Consider the following 24,467-nt stretch of genomic DNA (forward strand, 5'->3'; position numbering starts at 1 on the left):
CTCCGTGGTCTCAAGGCTGTTTCGCGGGCGGCTCCGCCGGGGCGGCGGGCAGGAGGATCCCCGGGGCGATCTTGCCCTCGGGGCCGTACTCGCCTGCCACCGCCCGGCAGGCGGCGTCCCGGTTCTGCATCATCTGGTTCGACATCAGGGCGAAGATCGTCTGCACCTTGGCGCCGAACGGGCCGCGGGGCGGGCGCACGTCCTCGATCGACACCTGATAGCGCGCGAGCAGCGCCTCGAACGGCGCGGTGCCGATGCGGTAGCCGCAGACATTGGCCGCCGCGAACACGTAGGCCGCCGTCTCCAGCGCCCGGGGCGGGGGTGCGTTGCGGATGCCCTGCGCGCCGGCCGCACCACCGACGAGCGCGCCCGTCAGGGCGAGGAGCAGGGTCGGGCGCATGACGGGGATCCTCCGGACGGGGCCGCGCGGTCTGGGGCCGGGCTTCGGCACGGGAGCGAAGCTAGCGCGGCCGGCCGCCTGCGCCAGGGTGAGGGGATTGGACCATCGTCTGCTCGTCGCCCTTTCCCGGACGACTGGAGCGTCAGCGGAAGGAGATCCGGGATCCAGCGCAAAAAGTCGCGAAGCGTCTGCCTGTCTGCAACGTTGCAGCATTCGGAGCCGCTTCGCGGCACTTCTCTCCTGGGTCCCGGATCTCCTTCCGCGTCGCTCCAGTCGTCCGGGAAAGGGCGTGGAGGGATCGTGAAACGGGCGATGGCTTTCGCACCAGCCGCGCAGCCGCGGCCGGTTCCTGCAAAAAACTACCCACCAGTATCCGTCCCGCCCATGGCCGCCCCCGCCCTCCGGCCTATCTGCCGTCCGACGCGACGATGGCCTGAGGGCGCATGACCACGACCTTCTTCCTGGTGCGGCACGCCGCCCACGACCGTCTCGGCCGCGTCCTGTGCGGGCGGATGCCCGGGGTGACGCTCGGGCGCGAGGGGAGGGCGCAGGCCGAGGCGCTCGCCGCGCGGCTCGCCGGCGAGGGGCTGGCGGCGGTCCTCGCCTCGCCGCTGGAGCGGGCGCAGGAGACCGCCATCCCGCTCGCGGCCCGGGCCGGGCTCGCGGTCGAGACCCTGCCGGCCCTGAACGAGATCGATTTCGGCGCCTGGACCGGGCGGAGCTTCGACGCCCTGCACGGCGATCCCGTCTGGACCGGCTGGAACCAGGCCCGCCACGTCACCCGGCCGCCGGGGGGCGAGACGGCGTTGGAGGCGCAAGCCCGCGTGCTGCAGGGGCTGGAAGCCTTGCGTGCCCGCCACGGCGAGGCCCGCCTCGCCCTCGTCAGCCACGCCGACGTGATCAAGCTCGTGATCGCCCACGCCCTCGGGCTCGGGGCGGACGCGATGCAACGCTTCGAGATCGGCCCGGCCTCGGTGAGCGTGCTGGTGCTGGGCGCCTGGGGCGCCAAGGTCGAGAGCCTGAACGAGCGGGCCTTCCTGGGGAGCCACGCATGACCGACGAGACCTTGCGCGCCCAGTCTCTACACGCCGAATCCCTGCGCGAACGGGCCGAGGCCCTCGGGCCGTGGTTCCACAACATCGAGATCGCGCCGGGTGTGTTCACCGCGCCCGGCCACTTCCTCGGCGACTACCCGATGGTGAAGTGGCGCACCTTCGCCGATGCGGTGCCCCGCGACCTCACCGGCAAGACGGTGCTCGACATCGGCTGCAATGCCGGCTTCTACGCCGTCGAGATGAAGCGCCGCGGCGCGGCCCGGGTGCTCGGGATCGACGAGGACGAGCGCTACCTCGCGCAAGCCCGCTTCGTCGCCGAGGCGCTGGGCGCCGAGATCGAGTTCCGCAACCTCTCGGTCTACGATGTCGGGGCGCTGGGCGAGCGCTTCGACGTGGTGCTGTTCATGGGGGTGCTCTACCACCTGCGCCACCCGCTCCTCGCCCTCGACCTGATCCACGCCCACGTCGCCGGCGACCTGATGGTGTTCCAGTCGATGCAACGGGGCGCGGGCACGATCGCACCGGTGGCGGCGGATTACGACTTCTTCGATGCCCGCCATTTCGACGATCCGGGCTACCCGAAGCTGCACTTCATCGAGCACCGTTACGCCGGCGACCCGACCAACTGGTGGGCGCCCAACCGCGCCTGCACCGAGGCGATGCTGCGGGCCTCCGGCTTCCGGATCGAGGCGCATCCGGAAGAAGAGGTCTATCTCTGCCGCCGGGTCACGATGCCGGACGCGGGCCGGCCGGTCACCCCGGCGCGGCCGGAGGCCTGACCGGTACACGGGGCGGTCCTGCATCCTATAACGGGTCACGGGGTACGCGATTTGCCACGCTCGCGGCGCCCTCGAGGATCCGCGCGCCCGTGACCCTTCCCCCCCGATGAAGCCCCGGCCCGTCCCCTTGCCCCTCCGCCGCGGCACCCTGCGCGAGCCGGGCCCCGACCTCGCCCGGCTGCCGGTGGCGCCGGACCTCGCCGGCATCAACGTCGCCGAGGGCCTGCGGGCGGCGGTCGCCTTCGCGAGCATCATCCTGCTCGAATGGTGGCTGGCCTGGCCGCCGCTCCTCACCATGGCGCTCGCCGCCAACCTGACCTGCTTCTGCGACATCGGCGGGCCGATCCGGCCGCGGCTGCGGGCACTCCTCGCCTTCGCGGGGCTCGGCGGCCTGTTCTGGGGCGCCTTCGGGGTGATGGAGGGCTACGGCCCGGCCCTGGTGCTGCCGGTGGCGCTCGTCGTCATCTTCGGCTGCACCTTCGCGCGGGTCTGGGGCGTGCCGGCCCAGACCGTCGGCAACGTGCTGGTGGTGGTGCTCTGCCTCGCCCTCGACCGGGCGCTCACGGTCGAGCAGGGCGCGGTCGTCGCCGCGATGTTCTGGGCCGGCGGGCTCTGGGCCACCTTCCTGGCCCTCGTCGTGTGGCGGCTCCACCCCTACCGGCCCGCCCACGCGGCGATCGGCGGCGTCTGGCGCGGGCTGTCGCGGCTGGCCCGCGACCTGCGCCGGCTCTCCGCCGAGCTGCCGGGAGACGACACGAACGGGGTCGACACGAACGTGACCGAGTTGGCGGTCTGGGAGGCCCATGCCCGCGGCCACCGCCGGGCGGTGCGCGACGCCATCGAGGCCGCCCGCACCCTGGTGCTCGATCTCGCCCGCAGCCGCGCCCGCCTGTCGGAGCGCAATGCCCGGGCGCTGATCCGGCTGGAAGCCGCCGAGCAGCTGTTCGGGGTGATGATCGCCCTGTCGGACTATCTCGAGCGCGCCACCCCGGCGCAGCGGGCGGAGGCCGCAAAGCTCCTGCGCCTGCTGCCGCCGATGCTGAAGATCCTGTCCCGGGCGATCCGCCGCGACCGGCCGGTGGACCTGAGGCGCATCGAGCGGGCGCTCGCCCGGGCGAAGCCCGCCGCCGACGCCGACCCCGCCTATCGCCGGATGGCCGAGCGCATCCTCGACCGGGTGCGGATCGGCGCCAAGCTGTCGGGGCCGGAGGACCTCGCCGGCGGCGGGGGGCTGGCCGGCGCGCCGGCCCCGCCCTGGCGCGAGACGGTGCTAGCCCCGCTGCGCGCCAACCTGACCTGGTCCTCGGCCAATCTGCGCCACGCCGTGCGGGCGACCGTGGTGGCGCTGCCGGCGCTCGCCGTCACCTTCTGGTGGCCCGGCCCCTTCACCCACTGGCTCACCATCACGGTGGTGCTGACGATGCAGCCCTTCTACGCCGCCACCTGGCAGCGGGCGCTGGAGCGCATCGGCGGCACGGTGCTGGGCGGGGTGATCGGGGCGGTGCTCGCCTTCTACGCCACCTCGCCGCCGATCCTCGCCGCCATGATGGTGCCGCTCAGCGTGATCGGCTTCGCCGCCCGCGGCGTGAGCTACGGCACCTTCATCGCCTGCCTGACGCCCCTCGTGGTGGTGCTGGTGGAACTCGTCGAGCCCGGCCACTCGTCCTGGGAGATCGTCGGGATGCGGGCCCTGTTCACGGTGCTGGGCGGCGCGGTGGCGGTGCTGGCGGGCCTGCTCCTGTGGCCGCTCTGGGAGCCGGGCCGGGTGCGCGACGCGCTGCGCGCCGCGCTGACGACCCACGCCCGCTACGCCGAGGCGGTGGTGGCGGAGCGCTTGGGCGAAGGCACCCCCGCCGCCGCCGAGGCCGCGGCCCGGGCGGCGGGCCTCGCCAGCAACAACCTCGAAGCGGCGCTCTCCCGCGCGCTCCAGGAGCCGCGGCGGCGCGGCCGCTCCCGCATCGAGGCCGCGATGGTCGCCGACGCCACCCTGCGCCGCATGGCCGGGCGCCTGGCGATCCTGCGCCACGAGCCCGAGCCGGCCGGGGCGGACGCCGCGGCCTGGCGGGCCTGGCGCGACTGGCTGGCCGGAGCGCTCGCCCGCACCGCGAGCGGCGAGCGGTTGCCGCCGAAGCCGGACGGGGCGGATTCGGCGGCGTTCGGGCGCATCGCGGCCCAGGTCGAGCTCCTGGCCGGGACCTTGAAGCGGGCGGGGATCGGCGGCGCGCCGCCGTGACCTCCCCAAAAAATGAAAATGGCGCGGGTTTCCCCTCCCCCGCGGGCGGGGAGAGAACTTCATCGACCTCGTCGTCGATGAAGTGAGCGCAGGCGAAAGCCGGAGCGAGGGTGAGGGGGTGTGTCCGGACACGGCTCCTCCGGAAACACCCCCTCACCCTCGCCCTGCGGGCTCCCTGAGTACCCGACAAGGGGTACTCAGGCCTCTCCCCGCCCGCGGGGAGAGGAGAATTCCCGCGCTCCATTCTTTTCCCGGACATGCTCCCGCGAAGGCCGCGCTACGCCGCCCTGACTTCCCCGAGGAACGCTCCCACCGCCGCGCTCATCGCCGCCGCCTGCCGGCCGAGATCCTGGGTGGAGCCGGTGACGCGGGACGCGGCCTCGGCGGTGCCGCCGGCATCCTCGCGCACCCGGTCGATCAGGCGGGCGACCTCGTCGGTGCCGGCGCTGACGTCGCGGGTGCTGCGGGCGATCTCGGCGGTGGCGGCGCTCTGCTCCTCGACCGCGGCGGAGATCATCGCGCTGCTCTCGCTGACCCGCCCGATCGTCTCGCGGATGCGGGCGATCGCCTCGACCGAGCCGCCTGCCGCCGCCCGCATGGCGTCGATCTGGCCGGCGATCGTCCCGGTCGCCCGGGCGGTCTGCTGCGCCAGCGCCTTCACCTCGGCGGCGACCACCGCGAAGCCCCGTCCCGCCGCCCCGGCGCGGGAGGCCTCGATCGTGGCGTTCAGCGCCAGCAGGTTGGTCTGGCTGGCGATGCCGGTGATCAGCGTCACCACCTCGCCGACCTGCGCCACCGCCCCGGCGAGCGCCGTCACCCGCGCCGCCACCGCGTCGGACTGCGCCACCGCGTCCTCCGCCACCGCGTGGGAGCGGCCGACCTCGCCGGCGATCTCGGCAATGGCGGCCCGCAGCTGCTCGGCGGAGCGCGCCACCTGCTCGGTCCCGGCCGAGGCCTCGATCACCGCCGCCGCGACGGCGGTCGCCGCCTCGGTCGAGCGCGCGGCATTGCGCGACAGGGCGCCCACGGTGCCGTCGAGGGCGAGCGCCTGGTCGGCGACCGCGCCGATCGCCGCCCCGACGCGCTCCTCGAAGGCCTGGGCCAGGGCGGCGGTGGTGCGGCGGCGGCTCGCCTGCTCGGCGGCCGCGTAGGTCTCGAGCAGCACTTCGAGGTCGAGCCACGCCGCCCGGGTGAGGGCGCCCTGGAGCGCCGCCGCATCCCTCCGACCGAGCAGCCGGCGCGGGCCGGCGAGGCCCAGGGCCTCGGCGAGCCCCGCCGACACCGTGGCGTGGCAGATCGCGACCGCGTAGGCCGGTACCCGCCGGGCGTAGAAGACCGAGGCCAGCCGCTCGGCGGAGGCCGTGAAGTCCGGCCCGAAATCGCCGCTCACCACCCGCACCCAGTGCGCCACCCGGGCCGCGTGCACCTCCGGGTCGCGCAGGGCCTCCTGGATCTCCGGCCAGTCGCCGAAGCGGGCGTTCCACGCGGCGAGCAGCCCCGGCAGGCGCTCGCGCGCGAAGCCGGCGAGGCCGCGCAGGCGGGTCCGGTCGTCCTCCGTGAGGCCGAAGGTGGCGAAGCGCCGGCTCTGCGCGGCGGTGACGACCGTCTGATCCATGGCTCAGTTGCACCTGCTCGGGTACACAACTGATGCGAGTAGTTCGATAATTTTCGGTTATCGCCGATCGATTGGGCCGCTAATCATTGCCTGTGAGGTCCTCCGGCCCGCCCGCCAGGCTGCGGACGCAGGCGGCGATCTCCCGGCGCAGCCAGGCGTGGCCCGGATGGCGCTCGACCCGCCGGGCCCAGACCAGGACCGAGGCGGTGACCGGCAGGTCCGGATCCGCCGGCAGGGCCGCGCAGGCGACCGGGTGCACCGTCGCGAGGGTGCGGGCGATCCGCCCGGCCATCACCGCCACCAGGTCGGAGCGGGCGAGGATCGGCGCCGCCGACAGGAACGGCGCCGCCATCGCGATGCGGCGCGAGCCCAAGCCCCGGCGCGACAGGATCGCGTCGAGGAAGCCGACATCGTCGCCGGTGGAGGAGACGACGAGGTGCGCGAGATCCGCGAGACGCTCGTAGGTGAGGGGCGAGGCGAAGGCCGGGTGCCCGCGCCGCGCGACCACCGCGAACCCGTCCCGGATCAGCGTGGTGGTGCCGAAGCGCTCGCCCTCGACCCGGCCGGCGCCGACGATGCCGAGATCGACGTCGCCGCGATCGAGCAGGTCGTCGACCCGCACCGTGCCGCTCGGGCTCATGTGCAGGCTCAGGGACGGCGCCCTCTGGCCGATCCACTCGGCGATCGGCGCGGCCAGGACCACCGCGGCGGTGTTGTTGAGCACCAGGCGGAAGCGCGCGCCGGACGTGGCCGGATCGAACCGGTCCTGGTGCAGCGCCCCCTCGATCTCGGCCAGCGCCCGGCGCACCGGCTCGGCGAGGTCGAGGTCGAGGGCGCGGGGCGTCGGGCTCATGCCCTCCGGCCCGCGCACGAACAATTCGTCGCTGAGCGCCCGGCGCAGGCGCTGGAGCGCGTGGCTCACCGCCGACTGGCTCAGGCCCAGCCGCTCGCCGGCGCGCGTCACGTGGCGCTCGCGCATGATCGCGTCGAACACGATGAGCAGCTTGAAGTCGAACGCGTCCCAGTTCACGGGCGCGGGTTGTAGCCGAGGCGGGCGGTGGCGGATAGGCGCGACGCGTGAACCCTCCCCCCCACGGAACTCGGGCTTGCCCGAGTTCCGATCCTCTGCCCAAGTCGGGCAGGCCCGACTTGGGATGGGGGAAGGTTCGCCCGCGCGTTTCGAAACGCCGGACCTACGCCCGCTTCAGCTTCGTGATCGTCTCGCCCGGCACGCCCGTGAAATTGTTCGACAGGAGGTAGCGCGGGCTCGCCTTGATCCAGGTGTCGAGGTCGATCTCCTCGAACTTGCCGTTGTCCCAGGTCTGGACGATCTCCAGGTCCTCGTCACCGATATTCTTGATCGCGTGGCCGAAGCCCATCGGGATGTAGGCGACGTCGCCGGGCTTGAACTCGGCGACCTTGCCGCGCCCGCCGGAGCCGAACAGCGCCACCTGGCCCTTGCCTTTGAGATAGTAGTGCCACTCGTTGGCGTTGACGTTCCAGTGCAGCTTGCGCATCTGCCCCGGCCGGATCGTCATCACGCCGCCCGACATCGTCCGCTGGATCGGCCACTCGTCGACCGTGGCGAGGCGGAAGGTGCCGCCGTCGAACTCGCGCACGGCGCGCGGGTCCTTGAGCAGGCGGAACTTGTGGGTCGACTCCTTCGGCCAGGGCGCGTCGAGGGCGTCCGACACCGGGATCACCGGGCCGGCCTGGATGTAGGCCTCGCCCTTCGGGAAGGCGTCCAGCGCCTCCGGCGACAGGCCGAATTCCAGCGCCAGCATGTCCTTCGGCGTCACGTCGATCCAGTCGGTGATCGAGAACGTGCCGTGCTCCGAGAAGGCGCCGTTGTCGAAGGACAGGATGAAGTGGCAGGGCTTGTCGCCGATGGTCTGGATCGAGTGGCCGTGGCCCTTCGGGAAGTACCAGAGGTCGCCGGGCTCGTAGTTGTTGATCTCGCTGGCGCCCGACGGATCGAGCACCACGGTCTGGCAGCGCCCGTCGATGACGTAGGCCCACTCGGCCGCGATGGCGTGCCAGTGCAGCTCGCGCGAGGCGCCGGGCTCCAGGAACATGTGCACGCCCGCGATCCCCTTGCTGATGGGGAACTGGTGCACCGTCGCCTCCTTGGCCCAGCCACCGGAGGTCACCTTCGGGCTGTTGCCGTCGAGGGAGAAGCGGAAGTCGGGCATCGCCCCAACATCCTTGGGATCGTGGTAGGCGACCTTGGCACCCGGCGGCAGCGAGACCGACTGACGGCCGAAGCCGCCATCGCCCGGGTTGCCGTGGTCGTGCTCCAGCGCCTTCGCGCCCGTCGCCATCACGCTGGCGCCGAGCGCCGCCGATCCCAGAAAGAGCCGCCGCGTCTGGTCCATGATGCGTCCCCCTGCGGCCGGCCTCGCGCCGGCCGCCATCCGTCGGGCCCTGTCCCCGGGCCGTGGTGGGGCAAGCTGAGCCAAGGCGGTGCGCCCGTGAAACGCATTGTCGGCATTCGCGCATGCTGCGCATTCATGATGCCGCACGAGGATGGAATGAGGGGCGGAGATGTCCTGGTCACCGATGTCCTGGCAGGTCTGGGCGCTGGTCTCGGCGGTGTTCACCGCGCTCACGGCGGTGCTGGCCCGAGCCGGCAGCGCCGGGGCGGAATCGGACGCCGCCGCCTTCATGCGCTCGGTCGTGATCCTGCTGGCCCTCGGGGCGCTCTGCTTCGCCACCGGCCAGTGGCAGGCCCTGCGGGCGCTCACCGGGCGCAACCTCGGCCTGCTCAGCCTGTCGGGGCTCGCCACCGCCGGCTCCTGGGCCTGCTACTTCCGCGCCCTCAAGGTCGGCGGCGCGGCGCAGGTCGCGACCCTCAACAAGCTGTCGATCGTGCTGGTGGCTTTGTTCGGCGCAACGATGCTCGGCGAGCGGTTGTCGGGGGTGAACTGGCTCGGGGTCGGGCTGGTGGTGCTCGGGGCCTATCTGCTCACTTGGCGGGGGTGATCACTTGGCGGGGGTGAAGCCCCCGGGAGGATCGGCGACCGTCCGGGCCATCCGGTCGCCGATCCACGCCGCTCGCGCCCCTCGGCCGCCATGGGTTTGTCGGTCAGGGCGACGTAGCGGCTGCCGTCCGGCTGGAACGGGTGCAACGCCGTCAGACGGCCCGCCTTGAGATCGTCCGCGACCATGTGGAGCGAGGCCAGGGCAATGCCCTGGCCGGCGACCGCGGCTTCGAGCATCAGGGAGAAATGCTCGAACTGCACGTCGCGCGAGCCGAGGAACGGCGGGTGGCCCCGCCGCCGCCAAGCCGGCCACGCATCCGGCCGGCTGCGCGTGTGCAGGATCGGCAGGCCGGCTGTCCCGGCGAGGGCGGGTGCGCAGACCGGTCCCATCGCCTCGTCCGCGAGGGGGCAGACCGCGAGGTGGCCGGGGATCGGGAAGTCGTCCCGCCGGATCGCGAGGTCGACGCGGTCGCGCCGCAGGTCGATCCGCCCACCCGCCGCCAGCACGCGGATGTCGAGGCCGGTCTCGGCGCGCAAGGCCGGCAGGCTCGGGATCAGCAGCCGGAGGCACAGGGTCGGCTCGCAGGAGACGACGAGCGGCGGGTCGTCCTCGCGGCGCGCGAAATCCGCCAGGGTGTCCTCGAGCTGTGCGAAGGTCGTCGAGAGCCTGTCGGCGAGCCGGCGGCCCCGCTCGGTCAGGAAGAGGCCCCGGTTGCGCCGCTCGAACAGGGGCTCCCCGAGCTCGGCCTCCAGGTTCCGGATCTGCTTGCTGACGGCACCGTGGGTCACGTGCAACTCCGCGGCGGCCGCCACCAGGCTTCCGTGGCGCGCCGCGGCCTCGAAGGCGCGCAAGGATCCGAGGTGCGGCAGGCGGGTGCGGGTCTCGGGCATCCTGTGAGCGATCCTCACGCATCGGCGGACAGAGTTTCGATTTTCGCGCGCCCCCCGCCGTGATCCCCTTGCGGTCGCGCTGTCCAGGCGCAGGTCTATCGGAGAACGGCGTCATGGAGCAGGCTCTGCTCATCGCATCGGTCACGTGGCTCGCGGTGCTGAGCCCCGGAGCGGATTTCGCGGTCGTCAGCCGCAACAGCTGCCTGTTCGGCCGCCGCGCCGGGCTCGCGGCGGCGGCCGGGATCGCGCTCGCCTGCTGGTTCCACGTCGCCTACGCGATGGCCGGGGTGGCGGTCATCCAGCGTTTCGCGCCGGGCGCGCTGGAGATCGTCAAGGTCGTGGGCGCGCTCTACCTCGTCCATGTCGGCATCGCGACGGCCTCGACCCGGCTCGAGCCGGCCGACGCCGCCTCGGCCTCCTCCCGCCGATCGCTCGGCCGCGACATCGCCGTCGGTGCCCTGACGAACGGCCTCAACCCCAAGACCTCCCTGTTCGTGCTGAGCCTGTACAGCCAGCTCATCGGCGCGGAGACCTCGGTGCCGGTCCAGATCGCCTGGGGCGCCTTCATCTCATTGTCCCACCTCGCCTGGTTCGCGGCAGTGTCGCTGTTCCTGTCGCGCGTGGCGGTGCGGGCCAGGGTGCTGCGGCATCAGGCGGCCCTGCGCCTTGGGATCGGCGCCGTGCTGGTGAGCCTGGGCGTCGTGCTTCTCCTCACCCGCCTCTGATCGCTCACGGCCAGACCTTGATCGCCACCGGCCGCCGCACGAGGTCGCGCTCCGAGGTGATCTCGCAGCCCTTGGTCTTGAGGGTGACGTAGAACAGCGCCGCGCTGTCGCCGACGGTGTCGAAGTTGCGGCCGGGAGCAGTCGGGTCGATCAGCGAGGGATAGCTGACGAGCTCGCCCCCGGCGGTGCAGGGATCGTCGTAGAGCGTCGCCCCGGCGACGAGCAGGCGCGGCGCATCCCAGGTCAGCAGGTCGCGCGACGTGCTCCAGTAGAGGCCCGACCGCGAGAAGACGCCGCCGGCGGCGGCCTGGAACACCGCGATCCAGGCGCCGGTGCCGCGGTGGCGGCTCACCGAGCCGACCGGGGCCGGGAACGGGGCGATCGGGGCGCAGGAGCCGGCTGGTTTCGCGCCCTTCAGGTAGGGGTTGGGGAAGCGGGCGGTGAAGCCTTTCCCGTCCCACGCACGCCAGCGGGCGGGGTCCGAGACGTCGTCGCTGCGAAACAGGCAGACGCCGAAGGGCTGGCCGGTCCAGCCGGTGGTCGAGGCGTAGAAGTAGCGGGAGCGGCCGTCGGCAAAGATGTTCGAGGGGTTGAAGAAGCCGCGGTGGCGGCCCTGCTCGACCTCCTGGCGGAAGGGCGGCGCCGCCACCACCGTGGGGGGCGTCGCGCGGGTGAAGCTGCGCCCGCCGTCGGTGGAGCGGGCGGCCAGCACGGCGTTGTACCAGCAGGCGAGCATGCCGGTGGCGCGGCAGCGGCCGTGCTCGTCGGCGTGGTACTCCTCGTGCAGCAGCGCCTCGACCCGGGTGCCGTCCTCGGTCCAGGTCGCGGTGATCCAGGTACGGTCGTCGAACGCCTCGGGCTCCGGCTTGAAGGCGGAATCGAGCACGATCCGGCAATCGAGCGTCAGGCCGTCGAAGTCGCGGCCGCGCAGGGCCCGGTTGCGATAGTGCATCCCGAACAGCGCGATCCCGCCATCGGCCTCGCGCAGGGCCCGGGCGGGGGCGTCCGGCACGTCGTGGCCGTCGCAGGCGTCGCGTCCGGCCTTGAACACCGTGCGGGCCGGGCCGACGAGCGTGAGCGCCGAGAGCGGAGGCTCGGCGGCGGCCGGCACCGTCACGGCCGCGACGCAGAGACACGCGAGGAGGAGGCGGAGGAGCATGCGGCGTCCCTGGACTTGACGGCGAAGCCTGCCCCAGAGTGCTTGAGGCTTGCTTTCGGCGATCCGCCGGATCGGCCGCCCATCCCGAGGACTTTTTTTCCGATGCTGCTCCTGATCGTCGGCCTCGCGCTGTTCCTCGGCACCCACGCCTTCACGATGGCCCGCGGCCCCCGCGCCGCGCTGATCGGGCGGGTGGGGGAGGGGCCCTACAAGATCGGCTACTCGCTGGTCGCGCTGCTCGGCCTCGTCGTCACCGGGATCGGCTACGGCCAGTACCGGGCGCACGGCTACATCGAACTGTGGTCGCCCCCGGTCTGGACCCGGCACCTCGCCCTGCTGCTCGTCCTCCTCGCCTTCATCAGCTTCGTCGCCGCCTACCTGCCGGGGCGGATCAAGGCGCGGCTCAAGCACCCGATGCTGCTCGGCGTGAAGATCTGGGCGACCGCGCATCTCCTCGCCAACGGCGATCTCGGCTCGCTCATCCTGTTCGGGGCGATCCTGGCCTGGGCGGTGATGGCCCGGATCAGCGCCAAGCGCCGCGACGAGGTGAAAGCCCATGCGGGGCCGGTCGCGGCGCCCGCCGGCTGGCGCAACGACGCGCTCGCCGTCGTGATCGGCGTCGCGGCCTGGTTCGTCTTCGCCCGGGTGCTGCATCCCTGGCTCATCGGCGTCGCGGTCTGGCCGGGCCAAGCCTGAGATCGGCCGAGCCTGAAGCCGAGCAAGCTTGATCCTCAACTCTTCTCGCGAGGCCTGACTTCCCGCCGGGACTGTGCTACGCGACCGGCCCTGTCGCACGGTCGCGGCGAAGAGCCCACCGGGTCCTTGGTGCAGGTCCCTGGTGGAGGCGAGCCAAAGAGATCATGAGCGAGAACGAGTTCATCCGCGAGGTCAACGACGAGTACCGGCGCGACCGCCTGGCCCAGATCTGGTCGCGCTACAGCGGCGTGTTCATCGGTCTCGCGGTGCTGGTGGTGCTGGGGGTCGGCGGCTGGCGCTACTGGCAGCACGCGCAGGCCCAGCAGGCCGAGGCGGCGAGCCTGCGCTTCGAGGAGGCCCTGCGCCGCGCCAAGGGCGGCACGCCGGAGGATGCCGAGAAGGCCTTCGCGGGCGTCGCCGCCGACGCGCCGTTCGGCTACCGCCTGCTGGCGCGCCTGCGCGCCGCGGCGGAGGCCGGCAAGGCCGACCCGGCCGCCGGGGCCAAGGCCTACGCGGCCATCGCCGACGATTCGGCCGTCGGCCAGTCCCTGCGCGACCTCGCCCGGCTGCGCGGGGCGCTGCTCCTCGTCGACAAGGACGATGCCGGCGCGCTCAACAGCCTCCAGAGCCTCGCCGCCCCGTCGAGCGCTTTTCGCCATACCGCCCGCGAGACGCTGGGCCTCGTGGCGCTGAAGAAGGGCGATGTCGAGGGGGCGGGCCGCTGGTTCGACCAGATCGCCGCCGACCGCGAGACCCCCGCGGGCCTGCGCCAGCGGCTCGAGATCTATGTCGGCCTGGTGGCCGGCGGGCCGGTGCAGGTGACCGAGGCGGCGCCTCCGGCTCCCGCCGCGCCGCCGCCGCCGAGCCTCCTCGGGACGCCTCTGCCCGCGCCCGACGCTCACGACTCCGACGCACACGAGGACGCCCCGGCGCCCGAGGCTCCGGCTCCCGAGGCGACGCGCTAGAGCATTTTCCGACGAAGTGGACACCGGTTCGTCGAAGAAAATGCGGCAAAATCAAAGATCCAGAACGCCATCCGATCGCGCAGCGATCGGATGGCGTTCTGGAAATCCCGTAGCGCGGGGCTCTTTCGTCCCGCATCATGTTGAAGAGGGCGGCGCGCCTCGCGGCGTGCCCGCCCGCTGCTATTTTCAGGAAGACCTCCATGTCGATGCCCATCGTCGCGATCGTCGGGCGTCCCAACGTCGGCAAGTCGACGCTGTTCAACCGCCTCGTCGGCCGCAAGCTCGCGCTCGTCGACGACCGCCCGGGCGTGACCCGCGACCGGCGCGAGGGCGAGGTGCGTCTCGGCCACCTGCGCTTCCGCATCCTCGACACCGCCGGCCTCGAGGAGGCCGAGGCCGATTCGCTGGCCGGCCGCATGCGCGCCCAGACCGAGGCCGCCATCGCCGAGGCCGACGCGGTCCTGTTCGTGATCGACGCCCGCGCCGGCCTGCTGCCGGCCGACCAGCCCTTCGCCGAGCTGGTCCGCCGGGCCGACAAGCCGGTGATCCTGCTCGCCAACAAGGCCGAGGGCGGGGCCGGCATGGCCGGGGTCTACGAGGCCTTCGCGCTGGGCCTCGGCGATCCCGTTCCGCTCTCGGCCGAGCACGGCGAGGGCATGGGCGACCTGCTCGATGCCCTCGAAGCGGTGCTGCCGGAATCCGACGACGACGACGAGGAGGGGGGCGAGGGCAAGCCGCTCAAGGTCGCGATCGTCGGCCGGCCGAATGCCGGCAAGTCGACCCTGATCAACCGGATGCTCGGCGAGGACAGGCTGCTCGTCGGCCCCGAGGCCGGCATCACCCGCGATTCGATCTCCCTCGACTGGGAGTGGCGCGGCCGCCGGATCAAGCTGCACGACACCGCCGGCATGCGCCGCCGCGCCCGGATCGACGACAAGCTGGAGAAGCTCGCGGTCTCGGACGGGTTGCGCGCCGTGCGCTTCGCCGAGATCGTGGTGGTGCTCCTCGACGCCACGATCCCGTTCGAGAAGCAGGACCTCACCATCGTCGACCTCGTCGAGTCGGAGGGGCGCGCCCTCGTCATCGGCCTCAACAAGTGGGACCTCGTCGCCGACCAGCCGGGGCTCCTCAAGGATCTCAAGGAGAAGGCGACCCGCCTGCTGCCGCAGGTGCGCGGCGCGGCGGTGGTGCCGCTCTCGGGACTCGCCGGCGAGGGCATCGACCGGCTGATGCACGCCGTGGTCTCGACCGCCGAGGTGTGGAACCGCCGCGTCTCGACCGCGAAGATCAACCAGTGGCTGAGCGAGGCGACGCAGGCCAACCCGCCGCCGGCGGTGTCCGGCCGGCGGATCAAGATCCGCTACGCCACGCAGGTGAAGTCGCGGCCGCCGCACTTCGCCCTGTTCGGCAACCAGCTCGACGCTCTGCCGAAATCCTACACCCGCTACCTCGTCAACAGTCTGCGCGAGGCCTTCGACCTGCCGGGCGTGCCGATCCGCCTGTCGCTCCGGACCTCGAAGAACCCGTTCGACAAGGGCGAGTAGGGCTCGGACGAAGTGGGCTCGGGCGAGTAGGCGAAGGGGCGGGGAGGACCTGGAAGCGCGCGGTCAGCGCGGCTTCTGGTCGGCGGGGAGGTTGCGGGCGTAGGCCTCGCGCTCCTCCTTCTCGCGGATCAGCTTCTCGTAGGCCGCCTTGGCCTCGGGCGAAACCGTGAGGGTGCGCGCCTGCGCTGACTTGCGCTTCGGGGCACGCTTGAACCGGTCGGTGGATTCGCTCATCGCCTGAACACCCCCGTGTTGACTGATTGCGGACGAAGCTACCGCGTTCGACGGGCCTTGGCGACCGCGAATGACCGAGCGGCAGGCGGAATCTCGCAGGTCCGAGAGAGCTTTGCCGGCTGGGTCGGAGGCCCCGGGGGCGGCGGAGCCCGGGCCCGGCCCTCACCCCGCCAGGTAGGCCGCCAGTTCCTCCGGCGCGCCGGTCGGGAACGTCTCCCGCAAGTGGTCCAGGAAGGCGGAGACCCGGGCGCTGAGGAGCCGCCGCGACGGGTAGAGCGCCCACAGGGCGATCTCCGATCCCGCCACGTCGCCCCAGGCGACCAGCCGGCCGGCGGCGATGTCGTGGGCGACGAGGGAGACCGGCAGGCGCGCGGCGCCGAGGCCGGTGCGGACCGCGTCGCGGATCATCACGAGCGACGACAGGGCCAGCACCGGTGCGACGGCGAGGCTCGACCCGTCCGCCAGGGCCCAGACCGTCCGGTCCTCCATCGCGCGCACCACCGCCGGGGCGCATCCCCCTTCCGCCGGGCGCGCGAGGCCGGGTCCCGCCACCACCACCATCCGGTCGCGCAGGAAGGCCCGCCCGACCAAACCCTCGTCCGGATCCGGGTCGACCCGGATCACCAGGTCGTAGCCCTCCTCGACCATGTCGACGGCCCGGTCCTCGGTCGTGACCGCGAGGCGGACCTCCGGATATTTCAGTGCGAAGCCCGCCGCGACCTTGCCCATCGCGACCTGCGAGAACAGCAGCGGCGCGCTGATCCGCAGGCGGCCCCGCACCCGGCCCCCGCCCGCGGCGATCGCCGCCGCGGTCTCGTCGAGCTCGGTCAGCAGGGCGCCTGCCCGCGCGGCGAGCGCGCGCCCCTCCTCGGTCAGGGTCAGGACCCGCGGGCCGCGCTCGAACAGGCGCAGGGACAGGCTCGCCTCCAGTTCCGCGACCCGGCGCGACAGGGTCGCCTTCGGCCGGCCCGTCGCGCGGGCGGCGCGCCCGAACCCGCCGTGACGGGCGACGACGACGAAATCGGCCAACGCGAGCAGGTCCATCCGTTCCACCCGAGCGATCGTTCCACTCACGAGACGGTGCGTCCAGATCGGACGCCTATCGGTCCGAACCTGGATCGCTCATCTTGCCTGTGTGTTCAACGACGAACCCGGAGCAATCCCATGACGATCCTGGTGACAGGCGCCACCGGCACGGTCGGCCGCCACGTGGTCCGGCAGCTCGCCCGGCGCGGGGCCGATATCCGCGCCCTCGTCCGCGATCCTGCCAAAGCGGATCTCCCGACGGGCGTCGCGGTTGCGCAGGGCGACCTCCTCGACGTCGACGCGATGCGCGGCGCGCTGTCGGGCGTCTCCACCCTGTTCCTGCTCAACGCGGTGGTGCCCGACGAATTCACCCAGGCGCTCGTCGCCCTCAACCTCGCCCGCGAGGCGGGGGTCGCGCGGGTGGTCTACCTGTCGGTGATCCACAGCGACCTCTTCGTGAACGTGCCGCACTTCGCCGGCAAGTACGGCGTCGAGCGGATGATCGAGGCGATGGGGTTCGAGGCGACGATCCTGCGCCCGGCCTACTTCATCGACAACGACCGGACCGTCACCGACGTGGTGCTGAAACACGGCGTCTACCCGATGCCGCTCGGCCACAAGGGCCTGGCGATGGTCGATGCAGGCGATATCGGCGAGGTCGCGGCCCTGGAACTGATCCGGCGCGAGCGGAGCGCCGGACCGCTCCTGCGCCTCAACGTGGTCGGACCCGACACGCTGACCGGTCCGGACGTCGCGGGCATCTGGTCGGAGGCGCTCGGCCGCCCGATCGCCTATGCGGGCGACGACACGGCCGCGTTCGAGCGGTCCTTGCGGGCCTTCATGCCGCCCTGGATGGCCTTCGACATGCGCCTGATGAGCGAGCGCTTCCGGACCGACGGGATGATCCCGGAGCCGGGCGACCGCGAGCGCCTGACCGCGCTGCTCGGGCGCCCCTTGCGCGCCTACCGCGACTTCGCCGCCGGCGTGGCGGCCTCCGCCGGGTAGGTCCCTTCGGCCGCCGCCGATGCGATGAGGCCGCCCCCGTCCCCGGCCCCGCACGGGCCGGCCGACGGGTGCGGCTGCCTCAGACGGAGGGCGCGAGCGTCTCGGCCGGTCCCCGGCCGATGCGGCGCGCCCAGGCGATCGACGGCTTCTCGACGAATTCGTAGAGGCATTCGGCCAGCAGCAGGGCCGTCGGAATCGCCAGTGCCACGATGACGGGAACCGGCAGGAGGCCGGACAGCCCCGTCTTCAGGCCGTCGAGCAGCACGACATGGGTGAGATAGAGGCTGTAGGAGATCCGGCCGAGCCACAGCAGGACGGGCAGCATCAGCACCCGGCCCATGACCGGCCATTCCAGCGCGAGGACGATCAGGAGGATCGCGGCGATCAGGCTCAGCTGATCGAGCAGGACGCTCATCAGGACGAGCGCGGCGACGAAGCTCGCCAGCGGGTAGCGCGCGACGGCGGTGAAGACGGTGCGCCGGCCGTGGCAATCCCAGGCCAGGAACGCGCCGACGCCGAAGCAGACGGCGAACCGTGCGGTGATCACGGCGGCCGCGACGGGATCCGCCGAGCCGTAGGGGAACTGCCCGATCCGCAGGGCGACGAACGCCGCTTCGGTGCCGAGGAAGAGGACGGCCATGGCCCAGAAGGCCGCGCGCGGCCGCCGCAGGATGACGAAGCAGATCAGCGGCATGACGAGCGACAGGCGGATCTCGTAGACGAGAGACCAGCTCGGTGGATTGATCGACGTGCCGGCGGGATGGCCGGTAAAGGCGAGGTAATGCAGCCAGCCCGCCGGATCGACGATCCCCGTACCGGCCGCCACCAGCATGCCCCCCAGCCCGGCGACGAGATAGGGCGGATACAGCCGGGCGAACCGTCGCGCGGCGTAGCGCGCGTAGCCGTCGCGCCGGCGACCGTTCCAGAGGGCGGTGGCGAGGACGGTGCCGCTCAGCACGAAGAAGAAGATGACGAAGCTGCGGCCGTTGGCGAAGACACGCAAGGGAGTGTGGTTCAAGGTGCCGTCCGGCAGGGCCATCTGCAGGCAGTGCGTCACCAGCACGCCGAACGCCGCCACGCCGCGCAGGGCATCGAGGGCATGGTAACGGCCCGGCTCGTGGCGCTCGGCCACGCCGCCGGCACTCCCGATCGGCGCCATTCGCTTGCCTATCCTGGTCTTGGACAATATTCCGGTATGCTACAGGCGGAGCCTTAATATTTTATAGATTCGAGTATCGCGAATTCTTGTATAGACGTTGATTGATCGAATCCCATCCGCCCGAGCGATGGCGTCTCGTCCGGCGAGAGTCGGGTGTGCCGGTCTCTTCGGGCGACGGAGTCGTCGGTCCGCCGCGCCGCCGGTCGCTTTCCTCGGGTCCCGCGGGCGTCGTGGCGGCCGGAACGCCGGAAGGAGGCTCTATGGATCGTCGCCTCGGCGGCAGCGCGGGATGCCGTCCAGGAGGCTGAGCGACGGAATGTAGAGATGGGCCAATCTCGACGGCGAGATCCCGTCGCGAGCGGCGACGGCCATGCCTTGGAGGATGGCGGTATACAGATCCGCCAGCGCTCCGATCGGGAGATCGGGCCGCAGCCGGCCCTCGGCAACGTCCCGTTCGATCCGCGCCGCGATATGGTCGCTCCGTTCTCGGCGAAGCTCGGACAGCTTGTCCTGGATCTCGGGGGATGCCGGAGCATTGCCCGCCGCCGCCATCACGATGAAGCATCCATAGGGATGGCGGGGCTGGGTGAAGAGGGTGATCGCGGCATCGAACATGGCGGCCAAGCCATGGGCCGCATCCCGTGCGTCGTTCAAGGCGGACAGCAGGCCCACCGCATAATGCTCGCAGTAATGCTGCACGGCCTCGCAGAACAGCGCCTCCTTGGAGCCGTAGGCGGCGTAGAGGCTGGGCGAATTGATCCCCATCGCCGCGACGAGGTCCCCCATCGACGTCGCCTCGTACCCCTTGCGCCAGAACGCCATCAGCGCGCGATCCAGGGCGTCCGTACGGTCGAAACGTCTGGGGCGGCCCCGCTCGGCCATGCGCGCCTCTCTTTCTGTGTCGTTTGGCATATAATTCCCTCGACAGGATTCTCCCACCCGCCTATTTGTGTGTCGATCAGCACATAAATGGAGCGACCGATGCCGACCTCCTCGTTCTCCGGACGAACCGTGCTCGTGACCGGCGCGGGCGGCGGGATCGGCCGGAGCATCGCGGCAGCCTTCGCCGCCGAGGGTGCGAGCCTGGTGCTGACCGGGCGACGGAAATCGGAACTGGACGAGACCGCGAGGCTGGTCCGCGAGCGCGGCGGCGAGGCCCGCGTGTATGCCCTCGACGTCACCGACGAGGCCGCGTTCTCGGCGATGGTGGCCGGGATCGGCAGGCTGGACGTCGCGGTGAATGCCGCCGGCACCCTCGTGGCGGGGGCGATCGACGACATAGAGGCGGAGGCGTTCTCGCGCGTCCTCTCGGTCAACGTGCTCGGCCTCTGGTTGTCGATGAAGCACGAGATCCGGGCGATGAAGGCGAGTGGCGGCGGGGCCATCGTCAATATCGGGTCGAATGTCGGCGCGCGCCTCGTGCGCCCGTCCCTGGGGGCCTATGCCGCCTCCAAGGCCGCGGTCAGCTCCCTCACCCGAACGGCGGCGATCGAGGCGATCCCGCACGGCATCCGGATCAACGGCCTGTGCCCCGGCCCCGTCGATACGCCGATGTCCATCCGGCCGGGCGAGGACCGCCAGGGGCGGGATGCCCGGATCGCCGCCACCAATCCGTCCCGGCGGGTCGCGCAGCCGACCGAGATCGCCGGAGCGGCGCTCTGGCTCGCCTCCGGGGCCGCCGGCTACATCGTCGGGCAGGACATCGTGATCGATGGCGGCGCCTCAGCCTGAATCGGAGACCGTCACGATGGCCGAAACCCGATCCGCGACCCTGAACAGACCGGCGACACCACTCGTGGTGTATAGTCTCGGTCTGACGATCTTCGCGCTGACCACCTCCGAGTTCATGGTTGCCGGCATGATGCCGGCGCTGTCCGTGGGCCTCGGCTCCTCCGTCGCGAAGATCGGCTATCTCATCGCGCTCTACGCCGTGGCGATGGCGGTCGGCGGCCCCCTGGTCACGGCGCTGCTGCTGCACGCGCGGGCGCCGGACAAGCCGGCCCTCCTCGTGTTGCTGATCCTCTACGTCGCGGGCGGTGTGCTGGCGGCCGTCGCGCCGGGCTACGGCGTAATGGCGGTCGCCCGGGTCGTGACGGGGGCCACCAGCGCGGCATGTTTCGGGGTCGCCCTCACCGTCGCGGCAGGGCTGGCCGGTCCCGAGGCGCGGGGCAGGGCGGCGTCGATCGTGCTCGGCGGGCTGATGCTCGCGCCCGTCCTCGGGCTTCCGGTCACCACCTGGATCGGCCAGACGTTCGGGTGGCGGGCGAGCTTCTGGTCCGTGGCAGGGCTCTCGGCGCTCTGCACCGCCATCGTCCTGTGGGTCGTCCCCTCCACCCATCGCCGGGAGGCCCAGGCCGGGCTGGCACCGGAACTCGCGGCGCTGAAGAGCCGCGGGCTGTGGGCGGCCTACGCCACGAGCGGCCTCATCATCGGCGCGACCTTCGCCGCCTTCAGCTATGCCGGTCCGCTCCTCGTCTCGGCGGTGGGCTTCCCGGAGAGCGCGCTGCCGATCCTGCTGGCCGTCTACGGGGTCGCCAACGTGGTCGGCAACCTGATCGTCGGGCGTTTCGCCGATCGCTACACCATGCCGATCCTGGCCGGCGGCCTCGTCCTGCTTTCCGCGGCCCTGGCGGCCTTCGGGGCCTTCGCGTCGCACGGCTCGGTCGCCCTGACGGCCTTCCTGGTGATCGGCCTGGTCGGCGTTCCGATGAATCCGGCGATGGTCGCACGGGTGATGCGGGCGGCGCATCCCGGCGCCCTGGTCAACACGATGCACACCTCGGTCATCACGACCGGGCTGGCTTTCGGCACCTGGGCGGGAGGGGCTGCGATCGATGCCGGCTTCCGGCTCACGGCACCGTTATGGATCGGATTCGTCCTGGCCCTTCTCGGTCTCGCCAGTCTTCTCGCCGGCCGTGCGGCCGGCGCGAGACGGATGATCGCCGAGGCGTCGCCGCGGCGATCCACCGGAACGCCCGATCTCATCCGATGACGGGTGCCACTCCGATGGGCCCGGCACGCGCGGTCCCGGGTGGTCCTGCCGCGGACGATCGATCGACTGTCATCGATCAGCCCATCAAAGGCTGGAGACGGGCCTCAGCCCCGCCCCCGCCCCACCAGCCAGGCCGGATCGAACCAGCGGTCGGCCTCGCCGTCATAGGGCAGGCGGGTGATGTCCCATTGCTGGATGAAGGGCGCGTAGACGTTCCAGACCGCGATGCCGCCGCCGACATAGACGCGCCGACCGGGATAGCGCGCCAGCACCGCGAGCGGGTCCTCGTGCGAGCGGATGATCGCGATGGTGCGGTCCTGGTAGGCGAAGTCCGGCACGGCCTCGATGGTCTTGGGGCCCGCGATCAGCACGTGGCCCTGCGTCACGGCGAAGAAACGCGTCACGTCCTCGACGTAGAGCGGGTCGGTGTTGCCCTCCCAGGGCAACCGCCCGTGGAGGCCGAGCTGGCCCCGCTGCCCGATGGCGCACATCGCCCGCACGTCGATCATCGGCTCGGCATCCTCCGGTCCGGGCTCGAAAGGCCCCGGACCGACTGATAGCCCGCCCGCCGGGCCGGGGGCCAGCCGGCCGAAGGGCGGGGGCTCACGATCGGCAAATTACGATCGGCAAATTACGATCGGCAAGTCACGACCGACAAGTCACGACCTGCAAGCCACTGCCTCCCGGCCCGTCTCCTTCCGCGCCGCCCGGCCCGCATTCCGGACCTCCGGCAAAGCGGCCGCCGGCATCGGCTTGCCGTAGAGGTAGCCCTGGAGCTGGGTGCAGCCCTCCCGGCGCAGGCAGGCGGCCTGGTCGGGGGTCTCGACGCCCTCCGCGGTGGTGGCGATGCGCAGGCTGCGGCTGAGCCCGGTGATCGCCCGCACCACCGCCAGGGCCTCGTGGCTGTCGCAGATCTCGCGCACGAACGAGCGGTCGATCTTGATCTTGTCGAACCGGAACGCGCACAGGTAGCTCAGGGACGAGTAGCCGGTGCCGAAATCGTCGAGCGCGATCCGGGCGCCGAGCTGCTTCATCTGTTCCAGCAGCGCGAGGTTGTTCGCCGAGGCGTCGAGCAGCACCGATTCGGTGATCTCCAGCTCGAGCCGGCCGGCGGGCAGGCCGGAGGCGGCCAGCGCCGAGGCCACCTGGGCGGCGAGCGCCGGGCTGCGGAACTGCGCCGGCGACAGGTTGACGGCGACGCTGCGGCCGCTCGCCCAGCGGCTCGCCTCGTGGCAGGCCTCGTGCAGCACGAAGGCGCCGATCGCGTGGATCAGCCCGGTCTCCTCGGCGATCGGGATGAAGTCGAGGGGCGAGATCGGGCCGCGCACGGGATGCTGCCAGCGCAGGAGCGCCTCGTACCCGATCGTCTCGCCGTCCTGCGCCCGCACGACCGGCTGGTAGTGCAGGCGGAGTTCGCGCCGGGCGATCGCTCCGCGCAGGTCGGCCTCGATCAGGCGGCGGTAGCGGGCCGCGGTCGCGAAGGCGTCCTGGTAGCGCAGGAACCGGCCGCGGCCCCGGCGCTTCGCCTCGTAGAGCGCGAGGTCGCCGCAGCGCAGGAGCCCCTCGCCGCTGTCGGCATCGGCGGGCGCGAGGGCGATGCCGACGCTGAGGCCGGTCTCGATCCGCTGGCCCTCGACCTCGATCGGCTCGCGCGCCGCCGCGATCAGCCGCTCGGCCAGGACCACCGCCTCTTCCTCCGCATCCGTGGCGACGAGCGGGGCGACGACGGCGAACTTGTCGCCGTTGAGGCGTGCCAGGCAATCGCCCGGGCGCAGGACCTCCCGGAGCCGACCGACCAGGGCCCGCAGCATCTGGTCGCCGACCGGATGGCCGAGGGTGTCGTTGATGCGCTTGAAATCGTCGAGGTCGATGCACAGCACCGCCGTACTGGTTCCGGCGCCGGATCCCGAAGCCGCCGCGGCCAGGGCCTCGCCGAGCCGCTGCCGGAACAGCTCGCGGTTGGGCAGCCCGGTCAGCCCGTCGTAATGGGCGAGATGATGGATCCGCATGCTCGCGGCGCGCTCCTCGCTGACGTCCTCGGCGATGAGCAGGCCGTGGGGCGGCTGCTCGCCGTGCCCGCCGATCGCCAGGGCACGCATCCGGAGCGTGCGCAAGCCCCGGGCGGTCTGGACCGGCAGCTCGCGGGTGACGGCGGCGGGATCGCCGGCCCCCGCCGCGGCCGGCTGGCCGGCCGCCGCGGTCGGCTGGCCGGCCGCCGCGAGGGCGGTCTTCAGGAGCGCCGCGACGGCCGTCGGCAGGACCGCCTCCGCCGGCCGGCCGACCAGATGGCCGGTGCAGCCGCACAGCAGCAGCTCCGCCTGCCGGTTGGCGAGCCGGATCAGACCCGTCGCGGCGTCCTGCACGACGACGCTCGAGGGCATGGTGGCGATCACGCTGTCGAGGAAGGACGTGGTCGCGGTCAGCCCGTCGCGGTGGCGCTCGGCGATCTCCTTGGCTTCCAGGAGCCGCAGCTCCTGCGCCCGCCGGTCGCTGCGGTCGCGGGTGATCTTGGCGAAGCCGACGAGGCGGCCGGCCTCGTCGCAGATCGCGTCGATGACGACCTCGGCCCAGAACGAGGTGCCGTCGCGGCGGATGCGCCAGCCCTCGGCCTCGAACCGCCCGGTCTCGCGCGCCTGGCGCAGGCCGGTCTCGGGCAGCCCCGCCGCCCGGTCCTCGGGCCGGTACAGGCAGGCGAAGTGCCGGCCGATCATCTCGTCGCCGGTGAACTGCTTGGCCCGCTCCGCCCCGGCATTCCAGTTCACCACGATCCCGTCCGGATCGAGCATGAAGATCGCGTAATCCGTCACGCCCTGGACGAGCAGCCGGTACATGACGTCGGTGCTTGTTGCAGTCACGGCTGGCCGTCCCGTCTGCGGCCGGACCCCGGCCGGGTCCCGTATGATGGGGTTCCCTTGCGTCCTAATTGGGATGAAGGTCCTAAAACCGTCTTAAATCGCGCCGCCGCAGAGCTCAAAAGGCGTCTGACTAAGAGGAAGGACCGCCTCTGA

Annotated in this window: 23 protein-coding genes; 11 read left to right on the forward strand and 12 right to left on the reverse strand. The window is 72.1% G+C overall.

The features are described 5' to 3' along the window. Positions 1 to 10: 10 nt before the first annotated feature. Positions 11 to 400 (reverse strand): hypothetical protein, encoded by a 390-nt coding sequence (locus DK412_RS15555; protein ID WP_109972669.1) that lies wholly within the window; start codon positions 398 to 400, stop codon positions 11 to 13. A gap of 443 nt (positions 401 to 843) precedes the next feature. On the opposite strand from DK412_RS15555, the gene DK412_RS15560 reads away from it, so the two are divergent. The 3 genes from DK412_RS15560 to DK412_RS15570 all read left to right on the forward strand — a co-directional run bounded on the left by DK412_RS15560 (position 844) and on the right by DK412_RS15570 (position 4,467). Then, a complete protein-coding gene (locus DK412_RS15560; protein WP_109972670.1) occupies positions 844 to 1,455 on the forward strand; it encodes a histidine phosphatase family protein in 612 nt (203 codons plus the stop codon). Continuing rightward, positions 1,452 to 2,234, forward strand: coding sequence for a TIGR04290 family methyltransferase (locus DK412_RS15565; protein WP_109972671.1), 783 nt, complete (start codon positions 1,452 to 1,454; stop codon positions 2,232 to 2,234). Before DK412_RS15560 ends, DK412_RS15565 begins: the two co-directional genes overlap by 4 nt. 127 nt (positions 2,235 to 2,361) lie before the next feature. Next, positions 2,362 to 4,467: an FUSC family protein gene (locus tag DK412_RS15570; RefSeq protein WP_245446962.1), complete on the forward strand. Its 2,106-nt coding sequence runs from the start codon at positions 2,362 to 2,364 to the stop codon at positions 4,465 to 4,467. 277 nt (positions 4,468 to 4,744) lie between these two features. Here DK412_RS15570 and DK412_RS15575 read toward each other — a convergent pair whose 3' ends face one another. The 3 genes from DK412_RS15575 to DK412_RS15585 all read right to left on the reverse strand — a co-directional run bounded on the left by DK412_RS15575 (position 4,745) and on the right by DK412_RS15585 (position 8,457). Continuing rightward, positions 4,745 to 6,082, reverse strand: a complete 1,338-nt coding sequence (locus DK412_RS15575) for a globin-coupled sensor protein (RefSeq protein WP_109972673.1) — start codon at positions 6,080 to 6,082, stop codon at positions 4,745 to 4,747. A gap of 79 nt (positions 6,083 to 6,161) precedes the next feature. Beyond that, positions 6,162 to 7,112: a LysR family transcriptional regulator gene (locus DK412_RS15580; RefSeq protein ID WP_109972674.1), complete on the reverse strand. Its 951-nt coding sequence runs from the start codon at positions 7,110 to 7,112 to the stop codon at positions 6,162 to 6,164. A 163-nt stretch (positions 7,113 to 7,275) separates the two neighbouring features. Then, positions 7,276 to 8,457: a cupin domain-containing protein gene (locus DK412_RS15585; protein ID WP_109972675.1), complete on the reverse strand. Its 1,182-nt coding sequence runs from the start codon at positions 8,455 to 8,457 to the stop codon at positions 7,276 to 7,278. Positions 8,458 to 8,626: 169 nt separating this feature from the next. Between DK412_RS15585 and DK412_RS15590 the strand changes: the two genes are divergently transcribed. Beyond that, positions 8,627 to 9,064 carry an EamA family transporter gene (locus tag DK412_RS15590; protein WP_109972676.1) on the forward strand — a complete coding sequence of 146 codons (438 nt, stop codon included), beginning with the start codon at positions 8,627 to 8,629 and terminating at the stop codon, positions 9,062 to 9,064. Here DK412_RS15590 and DK412_RS15595 read toward each other — a convergent pair. Then, entirely contained in the window at positions 9,040 to 9,954 is a 915-nt protein-coding gene (locus tag DK412_RS15595; RefSeq protein WP_109972677.1) for a LysR family transcriptional regulator, read from the reverse strand. The genes DK412_RS15590 and DK412_RS15595 overlap by 25 nt on opposite strands. A gap of 113 nt (positions 9,955 to 10,067) precedes the next feature. Here DK412_RS15595 and DK412_RS15600 point away from each other — a divergent pair, with 113 nt between their 5' ends. Next, positions 10,068 to 10,679: a LysE family transporter gene (locus tag DK412_RS15600; RefSeq protein WP_109972678.1), complete on the forward strand. Its 612-nt coding sequence runs from the start codon at positions 10,068 to 10,070 to the stop codon at positions 10,677 to 10,679. Positions 10,680 to 10,683: 4 nt separating this feature from the next. Here the strand turns inward: DK412_RS15600 and DK412_RS15605 are convergent, their stop codons facing one another. Then, positions 10,684 to 11,838 (reverse strand): hypothetical protein, encoded by a 1,155-nt coding sequence (locus DK412_RS15605; protein WP_109972679.1) that lies wholly within the window; start codon positions 11,836 to 11,838, stop codon positions 10,684 to 10,686. Between the two features lie 102 nt (positions 11,839 to 11,940). Between DK412_RS15605 and DK412_RS15610 the strand changes: the two genes are divergently transcribed. The 3 genes from DK412_RS15610 (at position 11,941) to der (ending at position 15,043) form a co-directional block, all read left to right on the forward strand. Continuing rightward, on the forward strand, positions 11,941 to 12,534 hold the full coding sequence (locus DK412_RS15610) for an NnrU family protein (RefSeq protein ID WP_109972680.1): 594 nt from the start codon (positions 11,941 to 11,943) through the stop codon (positions 12,532 to 12,534). A gap of 161 nt (positions 12,535 to 12,695) precedes the next feature. Beyond that, positions 12,696 to 13,499 carry a tetratricopeptide repeat protein gene (locus DK412_RS15615; protein ID WP_204165611.1) on the forward strand — a complete coding sequence of 268 codons (804 nt, stop codon included), beginning with the start codon at positions 12,696 to 12,698 and terminating at the stop codon, positions 13,497 to 13,499. 200 nt (positions 13,500 to 13,699) lie between these two features. Then, positions 13,700 to 15,043, forward strand: coding sequence for a ribosome biogenesis GTPase Der (der, locus tag DK412_RS15620; RefSeq protein ID WP_109972682.1), 1,344 nt, complete (start codon positions 13,700 to 13,702; stop codon positions 15,041 to 15,043). Between the two features lie 63 nt (positions 15,044 to 15,106). Here the strand turns inward: der and DK412_RS30645 are convergent, their stop codons facing one another. Both DK412_RS30645 and DK412_RS15625 read right to left on the reverse strand, forming a co-directional pair. Further along, on the reverse strand, positions 15,107 to 15,277 hold the full coding sequence (locus DK412_RS30645) for a hypothetical protein (RefSeq protein WP_177303054.1): 171 nt from the start codon (positions 15,275 to 15,277) through the stop codon (positions 15,107 to 15,109). 162 nt (positions 15,278 to 15,439) lie between these two features. Beyond that, on the reverse strand, positions 15,440 to 16,321 hold the full coding sequence (locus tag DK412_RS15625) for a LysR family transcriptional regulator (RefSeq protein WP_109972683.1): 882 nt from the start codon (positions 16,319 to 16,321) through the stop codon (positions 15,440 to 15,442). A 120-nt stretch (positions 16,322 to 16,441) separates the two neighbouring features. Here DK412_RS15625 and DK412_RS15630 point away from each other — a divergent pair, with 120 nt between their 5' ends. Beyond that, positions 16,442 to 17,308 (forward strand): NmrA/HSCARG family protein, encoded by an 867-nt coding sequence (locus tag DK412_RS15630; RefSeq protein WP_109972684.1) that lies wholly within the window; start codon positions 16,442 to 16,444, stop codon positions 17,306 to 17,308. A gap of 79 nt (positions 17,309 to 17,387) precedes the next feature. Here DK412_RS15630 and DK412_RS15635 read toward each other — a convergent pair whose 3' ends face one another. Next, complete coding sequence (locus tag DK412_RS15635; RefSeq protein ID WP_109972685.1) at positions 17,388 to 18,467, reverse strand: acyltransferase; 1,080 nt, start codon at positions 18,465 to 18,467, stop codon at positions 17,388 to 17,390. 258 nt (positions 18,468 to 18,725) lie between these two features. After that, the gene (locus DK412_RS15640) at positions 18,726 to 19,349 is read right to left on the reverse strand and encodes a TetR/AcrR family transcriptional regulator (RefSeq protein ID WP_109972686.1); all 624 of its coding nucleotides are present in this window, start codon (positions 19,347 to 19,349) and stop codon (positions 18,726 to 18,728) included. Between the two features lie 99 nt (positions 19,350 to 19,448). Between DK412_RS15640 and DK412_RS15645 the strand changes: the two genes are divergently transcribed. Both DK412_RS15645 and DK412_RS15650 read left to right on the forward strand, forming a co-directional pair. Beyond that, a complete protein-coding gene (locus tag DK412_RS15645) occupies positions 19,449 to 20,198 on the forward strand; it encodes an SDR family NAD(P)-dependent oxidoreductase (RefSeq protein WP_109972687.1) in 750 nt (249 codons plus the stop codon). Positions 20,199 to 20,214: 16 nt separating this feature from the next. After that, positions 20,215 to 21,459 (forward strand): MFS transporter, encoded by a 1,245-nt coding sequence (locus DK412_RS15650; RefSeq protein ID WP_109975293.1) that lies wholly within the window; start codon positions 20,215 to 20,217, stop codon positions 21,457 to 21,459. A 104-nt stretch (positions 21,460 to 21,563) separates the two neighbouring features. Here the strand turns inward: DK412_RS15650 and DK412_RS15655 are convergent, their stop codons facing one another. Both DK412_RS15655 and DK412_RS15660 read right to left on the reverse strand, forming a co-directional pair. Next, on the reverse strand, positions 21,564 to 21,968 hold the full coding sequence (locus DK412_RS15655; RefSeq protein WP_109972688.1) for a dihydrofolate reductase: 405 nt from the start codon (positions 21,966 to 21,968) through the stop codon (positions 21,564 to 21,566). Positions 21,969 to 22,118: 150 nt separating this feature from the next. After that, entirely contained in the window at positions 22,119 to 24,314 is a 2,196-nt protein-coding gene (locus DK412_RS15660; protein WP_204165383.1) for an EAL domain-containing protein, read from the reverse strand. Positions 24,315 to 24,467: the final 153 nt, after the last annotated feature.

Origin of the sequence: Methylobacterium sp. 17Sr1-1, assembly GCF_003173775.1 — a bacterium.
Taxonomy (GTDB): Bacteria; Pseudomonadota; Alphaproteobacteria; order Rhizobiales; family Beijerinckiaceae; genus Methylobacterium.